The following is a 9,171-nucleotide window of genomic DNA, read 5'->3' on the forward strand; positions in this document are numbered from 1 at the left end:
GCACATCACACCGATTACAGATCAAAGTTTGTGGGCATCAGAATAATGTCGCGGACGGGCAGACCTCGCTTTCGAGTCAACAGGACAACGATGGCGTCTGCCACATCGCTTGCTTCGATAAGACTTCGCGATTCTTGGTTTCCTTGAACTTCTCCTCCGGCCAGTCCGCAAGCAGTGACGATTGGCGAAACCCAACCCGTCCGTATCGGTGCTTGATAACTTGGCGGCGTACGGTTCGTACCAAGCAGTTGATGGCCCACTTCGACGATGCGTAAACGGGCTCCCAAGGCGTCGGGAAGTGGGCAGCCAATGAACTTGTGAAATTGATGTCGTCCATCATTCGCTCAATCATATGTGGCGGTGCATCGTGAACATTTTTTCATGATGACATTGACATGGAAACTTAGCATTCGGCAACAACCGCCAATGTAGCCGCATCAACCAGATTGCCACCCCACATATATGCCGGCGTTAGCGTGCTGAATATCGAACTGACGCGCCGTCTCAAGCACGCGCGGGCGAGCGTGGCACGGACCGGGGCGAGCAAATCGATGGCGAGCGATTGCCCCGTCATCATGGTTGTGACAAATCTTGCTCAGTGCTTGCTGACATGCGCCCCTTCTGCGCGAGCACCGCAGTCGAGACGACGTCTCGATAGGTATGTTCAAAAATAGGGACGGCACATCCTTAGAAGCGGTGCCGCTGTCCACAAGCTGACGACTCGTCGTCGGACTGCGCTCGATCGATCTCACGCTGCATTCCTGCGAATTACGACGGGCCCGATTCGGCGAATTCGCGCTTTCCATCAGTAGCATTTTGGCGGCGCGGGTTGTGCGTAACCTACCATTTTGCTATTCTGCGCAACACCCCGATAAATCAGGCAAATTATGGTCCGATGTCATTTGTCCGTCCTAATGGGCCGCGACAAGCTCCGCATCTCCGATGTCTCGCGACTAACTGGGTTGAATCGCAGCACGGTGAGTTACCTGTACAAAGAGACTGCTACGCGCCTGGATGTGGCCGCGATTGATGCCTTGTGCCGACTGTTTCAATGTCAGGTCGGGGACCTGTTTGAATACGTACCCGATTCCGACGGGAGTTCCGCATGACGCTCAGCGCATCTCGATGGCACGTCATTGCCGAATCCAACTTCTCTTGGGAACGCGAAGCTCTTGAATGGCTGCGGGCCAACCTACCTGACCGCGATTCGTGGCACGTCTGGACGAACTTCGAGTTCATTGACGACGAGGGCAAGGTAAGCGAGGTCGACGCGCTGGTCCTGTCGCCTGCGGGACTGTTCCTGGTGGAGATCAAGAGCCGGCCCGGGGTGCTCCGCGGTGACACTCATAGCTGGACGTGGACCACGGACGGACGGTCGTCCACTTACGACAATCCACTGATCCTCGCCAACCGCAAAGCGAAGCGCCTGGCCAGCTTGCTGCGTCGCCAGCCGGCCATCGTTAAGGCGAAGATCCGGTTGCCCTTTGTGGAGCCCGCCATTTTCCTGTCATCCAGCAGCCTGGCATGCCAGCTAGAGGGCTTGGCCAGGAGCGCCACGTTCCAACAAGGCCGGCCGGGAGCACTGGACGATCCCGGCATTGTCGGCGCATTGAGCAACGGCATCACCACGAAGCCGACCACGCCAGTCGACGCCACGCAGGCCCGCGCCATTGCCAGAGGCCTGGCTGAGGCAGGCATTCGCCCGTCCAACAAGCATCGCCAGGTCGGTGACTACAGGCTGATCAGACTCATCGCCGAAGGAGAAGGCTTCCAGGACTGGGAGGCCGGCCACGTCAGCATCAACACCGTGCACAGGCGTGTGCGCATTTACACGGTTGCCACAGCTTCCAGCCCGGAAATTCGTGCGGGCCGACTGCGTCAGGCTCGCCGGGAGTTTGAAGTCCTGGAGGGCATCGATCACCTAGGCATCCTGCGCGTCAAGGACTACAAGGAAACTGAACTTGGCCCGGCGTTGATTTTCGATCACGATCCGAAGGCGGTTCGGCTGGACCACCTGCTTCGTGAAAAGGGCAAATCACTCACCGTCACACAGCGGTTGCAGTTAGTTCGTGACATCGCCGAAACGCTGAAGTATGCCCACGCCAATCGTCTCTACCACCGTGCTTTGGGTCCGCAAAGCATTCTCGTGCACGGCGCGGACAGCGGTGCCATGCACCTGCGCCTCATGAATTGGCAGACTGCCTCGCGCAACATTGGCAGTTCTGCTGCGCCCGAGAACATTCACCACACAACTGGGACACGCCACGTTGAGGATTACGTCGAAGATCCAGGACTCATTTACCTAGCGCCTGAAACCACGCGGGCTGACCCTGCACAAGGCGCTAGCCTCGACGTGTTCTCGCTCGGCTGCATAGCCTTCTACATCTTCACCGGGCACCCTCCGGCGGAGTCAGCGCTGGATCTGTCAGAGAAGCTTCGCGTTCGTCATAGCTTGAGGCTTTCGGACACGATGGACGGTTGCGGCGCCAGGCAGCAGGACCTGATTCAGTTCGCCACCTCGCCTGATCTGCTGACGCGTTATGACACAATTCAAGGTTTCCTCGACGACCTCGACCTGGTCGAAGATGAACTGACCACGCCGGACCCGGAAGTCACCGTGGATGCGAGCATCGCCAGCACAGGCGACCGGCTCGATGGTGGGTTCACCGTTGTCAAACGCATGGGGCGTGGCTCCTCAAGCGATGCCTTGCTGGTGCGCCGCGACGGCACCGATGACGAGGCGGTCCTCAAGGTGGCTTGCGATGTCGCTCACAACGATCGCTTGGTTGCTGAGGGCGAAGTGCTTGGCCGCCTGCACCACCAGAATATCGTGGCTCACCGCGAGACACTCACGGTCGCCGGGCGGACCGCGCTGCTACTCAAAAGCGCAGGCGCCAGGACCTTGGCGGAGAAACTCAAAGACGAGGGGCGTCTGTCGCTCGACATGCTGCAACGCTTCGGCGAAGAATTAATCGAGGCCGTCAGCCATCTTGAATCCGAAGGTGTAGCGCACCGCGACATCAAACCCGAGAACATCGGCATCTCCGAGAACCGTAGCGGAAAGTTGCAGTTGGTCCTATTCGACTTTTCGCTGTGCCGCACGCCGGCCGACAACATTACGGCCGGCACCCATCCCTACGTCGACCCTTTCCTGTCGCTGCGCCGGCCGCCGCGTTGGGACCTCTACGCCGAGCGCTTCGCCCTTGCAGTCACGCTTTACGAGATGGCTGTCGGCCAGCTGCCGGTGTGGGGCGATGGCCAAACGTCGCCGGTTATGCTTGACGTGGAGGTCACGATCGAGAGAGATGTCTTCGACCCCGTCACGCGCGAAGGTTTTGCCAGTTTCTTCGAGAGGGCTCTCAAGCGCGACTTCCGCGAGCGTTTCGATAATGCCGAGGACATGCTCCGCGCATGGCGCGCTATCTTTTCGGAGCGGCAGACAGTCCACCCTAGCGAAGCAGCGTCCGCCAGCGTCCTGGCAGCGATTGCCCTGACAGCCACCCCGCAGACTACGATGGCAGAGTTGGGCTACAGCTTGGAGGCCCAAGATGTACTTGAGCGTATGGGCGTGCACAACTCTCGCGGGCTGTTGGCCGTGGACCGCATCCGCTTTCGATACCTCAGGGGCGTCGGCGACAGGATCCGCAAGGAAATTCAGCTGACGGCCAAAGAACTGGCGCGCCTGCGGCCCGACCTCACCCAAGGCCGAACCGCCGCGTACGACGCCGACGAAGAGGTCCAGGATGCGGTCAGCGTCAACGAACTGGCGGCCCAACTGATGCCCCGTCGCCCGGCGGGCGATGACCGGCCTGAAGAAGCGGCCTTGGCGCACTATCTGGGCCTGGACGATGCGGTGAGAGCCGGTGCCTGGCCAAGCCTTGGTGACGCCGCACAGGCCGGCGAAGTGGATCGCGGCACGCTGACGGCGACCCTGATCAAGGCCCGGGAACGGTGGCTCAAGAACCCGGCCTTCACGGAGCTGCGTCACCAGATTGAAGCGCTTGCGCGCGGCCAAGGCAATGTGATGAGTGCGCAAGAAGCCGCGCTTGCTCTGCTAGCTTTGCGCGGCTGCGCTTCACAGGATGACGCTGAGCGACTGCGTCAAGCCACCGCTGTCCTTCGTGGCGCGGTGGAAGCAGAGGCTCACCTCGATCGCCCTCGCTTCGAGGCGTTCGACCATCAACCGTCCATGCTGATCGCCACCGCCGCAGCGTGGGCCGACTACGCGCGTCAGTTGGGCACTGCAGCAGACGCCTGCGCACTGGCGGACCCTTTGTTGCCGCCCGCTCGTGTGCTTGAGATGCTGGAAGGCGTGACCCTGCCAGCAGCCGAACAGCTCGGCGGTACCGTTGCCACGCCGCTGACACCCACCCGCCTGCTGCGATTGGCCGCCTCGACGTCCCGTAAGGCCGCTGTCTCTAGCCGGCAAGAGATTTACGCTCGTGGCATGGCGCCTATCCAAGCACTGCGCCAGTCTCTGGGTGCCTTGGTGGGCGCTCCTGAGCTTCGTGTAAAGGACGTCCAGGATCGCGTCCGTGGCCGATACCCCGAGGCATCCCCATTGCCTAATCGTCCCGGTCTTGATCGGCTGCTGGAAGAGGCAGGCGCGCCCTTAACCTGGGATACCACCGCGGCAGATGGAGGTGGCGCATACAGGCTGGCCACCTTGGGGCGTGGGCAGACGGCAGGCACCACTACTCAGTTTTCTCGCCACACCACCTCGCTGACAACCCATGTAATGGGGGATGGCGATGCGGCCCTTGCCTTTGCCGTTGAGGAGCGCCTCGTGCGTTCACTGGACCAAGGCGGCATGCTGGCGCTGACGGTAGATCCGCGCATCGCGCGTCACGCGGAGGGCGAGTTACTGCATCGCTTCGGCAATGTTGCCAAATCTTCCATTGACGTGAAGCGCGTTAACTTCGACGCGCTCCTGCTCGCGTCCTTGCGTGAACAGGCTCAGGCCGCACGGGTGGACTGGAGCGTTGTTCTCGAAGCCGATGCCGCTGACCGCAGTAGCCGTCATTGGATTAACCTGCAACGCCTGGTGCAGCGTGCAATGCCGGCGGTAAGAGCCGCGTTGCTGAACAGCCCCTCGCCCATCCTGCTGGTGTGCGTCGGGCTCCTGGCCCGCTATGAGTTGATGAACATCATCACCGAGCTGGAAGAGCACGCCGGCCGGCCGGGTCACACGCCCAGCGCATGGGTGCTGCTGCCCTCCAGCCACGAGGGACTGCCTGTCATCGACGGCACGGCCGTGCCCCTAGTCAACAACATCAACAATTCCCGCGCCCTGGCATTGCCGAAAGCTTGGATCGAAAACAAACACCGGGCCAAGACGGGCAATCGTGCCAGCTTGTCCGCAGCTGGAAAAATTCCACAGTGATCAACGCTCCCCAACTGCTGTCCGACCTAACCAAGCTGCTCAAACGCCTAGAAGGCGATCTGCGGCAACGCATCCACGAGGTCCCTGAGCTCAAGATCAGCCTGCAAGCCGAATGGCAGGCTGCCCGCGATGCGGACCGCTCTGCCGAGACATTCGAAACCTGGGCTGACCAGGTCATCATCCAAGCGGGTGTGCATTGGCTTTTGAGCTGTGTGTTCTTACGCTTCATCGAGGACAACCAGCTGGTCGATCGACCCTGGCTGGGCGGTACGCCCGAATCAGGCCGTCTGGCGTTGGTACGCGATCGGCACGAGGCATACTTTCAGGCCCACCCGCTGGAAACCGATCGCGACTACCTACTGTCCGCGTTCCGCGAAGCGGGCGCGCTGCCGGGCCTGCACACGTTCTTTGATGAGGATCACAATCCGGCCTTCCGCATTGGCATCAGCGGCGATGCAGCCATGGCGCTGCGTCAGTTCTGGCAGCAGGTGGACCCGAACACCGGGTCGTTGCTGCATGACTTCACTGACCCGGCCTGGAACACCCGATTTCTGGGTGATCTTTATCAGGACCTGTCCGAGGCCACGCGCAAGCGCTACGCGCTGCTGCAGACGCCGGAGTTCGTCGAAGAGTTCATCCTTGATCGCACACTGACGCCGGCTATCCGCGAGTTTGGCTTCCGCGAGGTGCGCATGATCGACCCCACCTGCGGATCGGGCCACTTTTTGCTGGGAGGCTTTCATCGCCTGCTGGCAGAGTGGCAACGGAACGAGCCCGGCCGTAACCCGGTGGACCTCGTGCAAAAGTCGCTGGACGCCGTGGCGGGAGTGGACCTCAACCCCTTTGCGGTCGCCATCTCCCGTTTTCGCCTGTTTGTGGCTGCTTTGCAGGCATCTGGTGTGCAGCATCTAGCCAACGCGCACGACTTCAAGGTTTCGGTTTCCATCGGCGATAGCTTGCTGCATGGCACCCGTTTTGCCCTGAAGATGAGCCAGGACCTGTTCGATGCGGCCGAGAGTCATGCCGAGAGCGGCCTAGCCCATGCGTATGCCAGTGAAGACCTGAGCGAAGTGCAGCGCATCCTAGGTCGCCAATATCACGCGGTGGTGGGCAATCCTCCCTACATCGTTGTCAAGGACAAGGCGCTCAATGCGGCATACCGGCGACAGTACGCCAGTTGTCACATGAAGTATTCGCTTGGGGCGCCGTTCACCGAGCGCTTTTTCGAGCTGGCGGTATCGGCGGCGGATGGGTGCAATGCGGGCTATGTCGGCCTGATCACCGCCAACTCCTTCATGAAGCGCGAGTTCGGCAGCAAGCTGATCAAGCAGGTGCTGCCAAGGCTGGATTTGACTCACGTGGTGGACACTTCAGGCGCCTACATCCCGGGACATGGCACCCCCACCGTCATCCTGTTCGGTCGACACCGTCCGCCGGTGGATGAGAGAGTGCGCACAGTGATGGGCACCAAGGGCGAACCTGGCACACCGAATGAGCCGGCGCAGGGGCTGGTCTGGAGCGCAATCCTTGGGCAGATCGACCGGGTTGGCAGCGAGAGTGATTTTGTAAGCGTGGCGGACACACCGCGGGCAACCTTTGGAAGGCATCCGTGGAGTATTGGCGGAGGCGGCGCCGCAGAAGTAAAGGAACAACTTGAGGGCACACGATCAACGATGAGTGAGGTTGCAGAATCAATCGGATTCGCGAGTTTCACCGGCACCGATGATGTGTTCAGCGCATCGGCATCGGCCTTCAGGCGCAAGGGGTTTCCGGAAAAAGCCATTCGTTCGTTTGTTTTGGGCGACGCAGTACGTGACTACCAGACCGGATCTGACGACTTCGCCTTTGCCCCTTATCACGAAGATTTATCTCCCTTTTCACTGGAACGAGAAAGTCAATGGGGTAGAGCCATGTGGCCCTATCGGGCTAGCTTGGAGGGCGTTGTCTCCTTCGCGGGTAAGACAAGGAAGGAGTGTGGAGATCAGTGGTGGACGTGGTATCGCTGGGTGCCGTCTAAGTATCGTGACCCACTGGCAATTACCTTTGCTTTTGTCGCTACGCACAACCACTTTGTCCTCGTTCGTGGCGGAAAGGTGTTCAAGCAGTCAGCGCCGGTGATTAAGCTGCGTGATAACAGCAACGAGGCTCAATACCTTGGCTTACTTGGACTACTAAATTCATCGGCCGCGTGTTTTTGGCTAAAGCAAATATTTCACAACAAGGGAAGTACGGTAGACCAGCATGGAGCCAGACAACGTACCGATGCGTTCGAAGACTTTTACGAGTTCACAAGTACTGGACTAAAGAACTTCCCTGTTCCTGTCGACCCTCCAGTCGACATTGCCTCCCGTTTAGACGCGCTCGGCACGAGTCTGATTTCCATTCGACCCGGCAATTTCTTAACGAACACCTTGCAGCCCACTCGGGCTTCCCTTGATCAAGCTCGTAATCGAGCCTCCCAACAGCGTCGCCAAATGATCGCACTACAGGAAGAGTTGGACTGGCGCTGTTATCGTCTTTACGGCCTGCTTTCGACCGACGTTGCGGTGGACGATGTGTATTTATCCGACCCGGTGGAAGTAGCGCTGGGAGAGCGTCCCTTCGAAATCGTGCTGGCCCGCCGCGTGGCCGCCGGTCGTGAACAGACTACGTGGTTCGAGCGCCACGGTTCTACGCCAATCACCGAAATCCCAGCACATTGGCCCGAGAACTATCGCCGCGTGGTGGCCCGCCGCATCGAGCTGATCGAGCACGACAAATCCATCGGCCTGATCGAGCGGCCGGAGTTCAAGCGTCGTTGGAACTCCCCTCGTTGGGAAGACCAAGAACAAGCCGCGCTGCGCGACTGGCTGCTCGCTCGGCTCGAAGCACCAGCACTGTGGCCAGCCATTGCCAATCAACCGCCCCAACTTTGCAGCACCACCCGCCTGGCCGACGCTGTTTTGCGTGACGAGGAGTTCATGCAAATCGCCTCGTTGTACGCGGGCCATGCCGACTTCGACCTGCCTCAGTTGATAGCTGAATTGGTGGCTGAGGAAGCCGTGCCAGCGCTGCCGGTTCAGCGCTACACCGACACCGGCCTGCGCAAACGCGTCCAGTGGCAAGACACCTGGGTCCTGCAGCGCCGCGAAGACGCCATCGACGCCCAAGTCGTGGCCGACAACGCCGACAGCTGGCGTGCCGAGTTCGCCGACTCTGCCCGCACGAGCTTCGGAAGCGACACCACCGAAGAAGCACGCGCCTGGATCGAGAAGAAGCTGGCCGACGAGATCAAGCGCCGCCAGGACGAGCGCAAGGCCAACGAGGTAGGCACCATTCCCGTGCCACCTAAGTACCAGAACAAGGACTTCCTGAGGTCCGACTTCTGGCGTCTGCGCGGCGGCCTGGATGTACCCAAGGAGCGCTGGATCAGCTACCCCGGCTGCGAACGCGGCTCCGACGGCAGCCTGGTCATCGCTTGGGCCGGCTGGAACCACTTGCAGCAGGCCACGGCACTGGCCGGCTACTACATGGACATGAAAGACAGCGAAGGCTGGGACTCGACGCGGCTGCAGCCCTTACTGGCCAGCTTGCTAGAACTGGTACCCCTGCTTGAGCAGTGGCACAACGAACTGGACCCGGTGTTCGGCGAGCGCATGGGCGACTACTACCGGGGCTTCGTCAGCCAGGAAGCTCGTGAGATCGGCTTCACACTGGACGATCTGCGCGCATGGAAGCCCGTCGTGACGACGGCAAAGCGCGGTCGTCGCAAAGTCGCCTGATCGCTCGCAAGAACATAGAGGAATACA

At 60.5% G+C, this 9,171-nt stretch carries 4 protein-coding genes; 3 read left to right on the forward strand and 1 reads right to left on the reverse strand.

What is annotated here, in order from left to right:
• Positions 1–76: 76 nt before the first annotated feature.
• Complete coding sequence (locus SBC1_RS39725) at positions 77–352, reverse strand: hypothetical protein (protein ID WP_371826745.1); 276 nt, start codon at positions 350–352, stop codon at positions 77–79.
• Positions 353–914: 562 nt separating this feature from the next.
• On the opposite strand from SBC1_RS39725, the gene SBC1_RS01385 reads away from it, so the two are divergent.
• Genes SBC1_RS01385 through pglX form a run of 3 tightly spaced genes read left to right on the forward strand, consistent with a single transcriptional unit; the run spans position 915 to position 9,144 of the window.
• Positions 915–1,109, forward strand: coding sequence for a helix-turn-helix transcriptional regulator (locus SBC1_RS01385; protein WP_243830276.1), 195 nt, complete (start codon positions 915–917; stop codon positions 1,107–1,109).
• Positions 1,106–5,383 carry a BREX system serine/threonine kinase PglW gene (pglW, locus tag SBC1_RS01390; RefSeq protein WP_165987026.1) on the forward strand — a complete coding sequence of 1,426 codons (4,278 nt, stop codon included), beginning with the start codon at positions 1,106–1,108 and terminating at the stop codon, positions 5,381–5,383. The genes SBC1_RS01385 and pglW overlap by 4 nt, the downstream gene beginning before the upstream one ends.
• Positions 5,380–9,144: a BREX-2 system adenine-specific DNA-methyltransferase PglX gene (pglX, locus tag SBC1_RS01395; protein WP_165987028.1), complete on the forward strand. Its 3,765-nt coding sequence runs from the start codon at positions 5,380–5,382 to the stop codon at positions 9,142–9,144. Before pglW ends, pglX begins: the two co-directional genes overlap by 4 nt.
• The last annotated feature ends 27 nt before the right edge of the window (positions 9,145–9,171 follow it).

The organism is Caballeronia sp. SBC1, from assembly GCF_011493005.1.
Lineage (GTDB): Bacteria > Pseudomonadota > Gammaproteobacteria > Burkholderiales > Burkholderiaceae > Caballeronia.

Excerpts from the sequence above, each read along its gene's own strand:
- SBC1_RS39725 (WP_371826745.1), bottom strand. The coding sequence starts at position 352 with ATGATTGAGCGAATGATGGACGACATCAATTTCACAAGTTCATTGGCT.
- SBC1_RS01385 (WP_243830276.1), top strand. The coding sequence starts at position 915 with ATGGGCCGCGACAAGCTCCGCATCTCCGATGTCTCGCGACTAACTGGG.
- pglW (WP_165987026.1), top strand. The coding sequence starts at position 1,106 with ATGACGCTCAGCGCATCTCGATGGCACGTCATTGCCGAATCCAACTTC.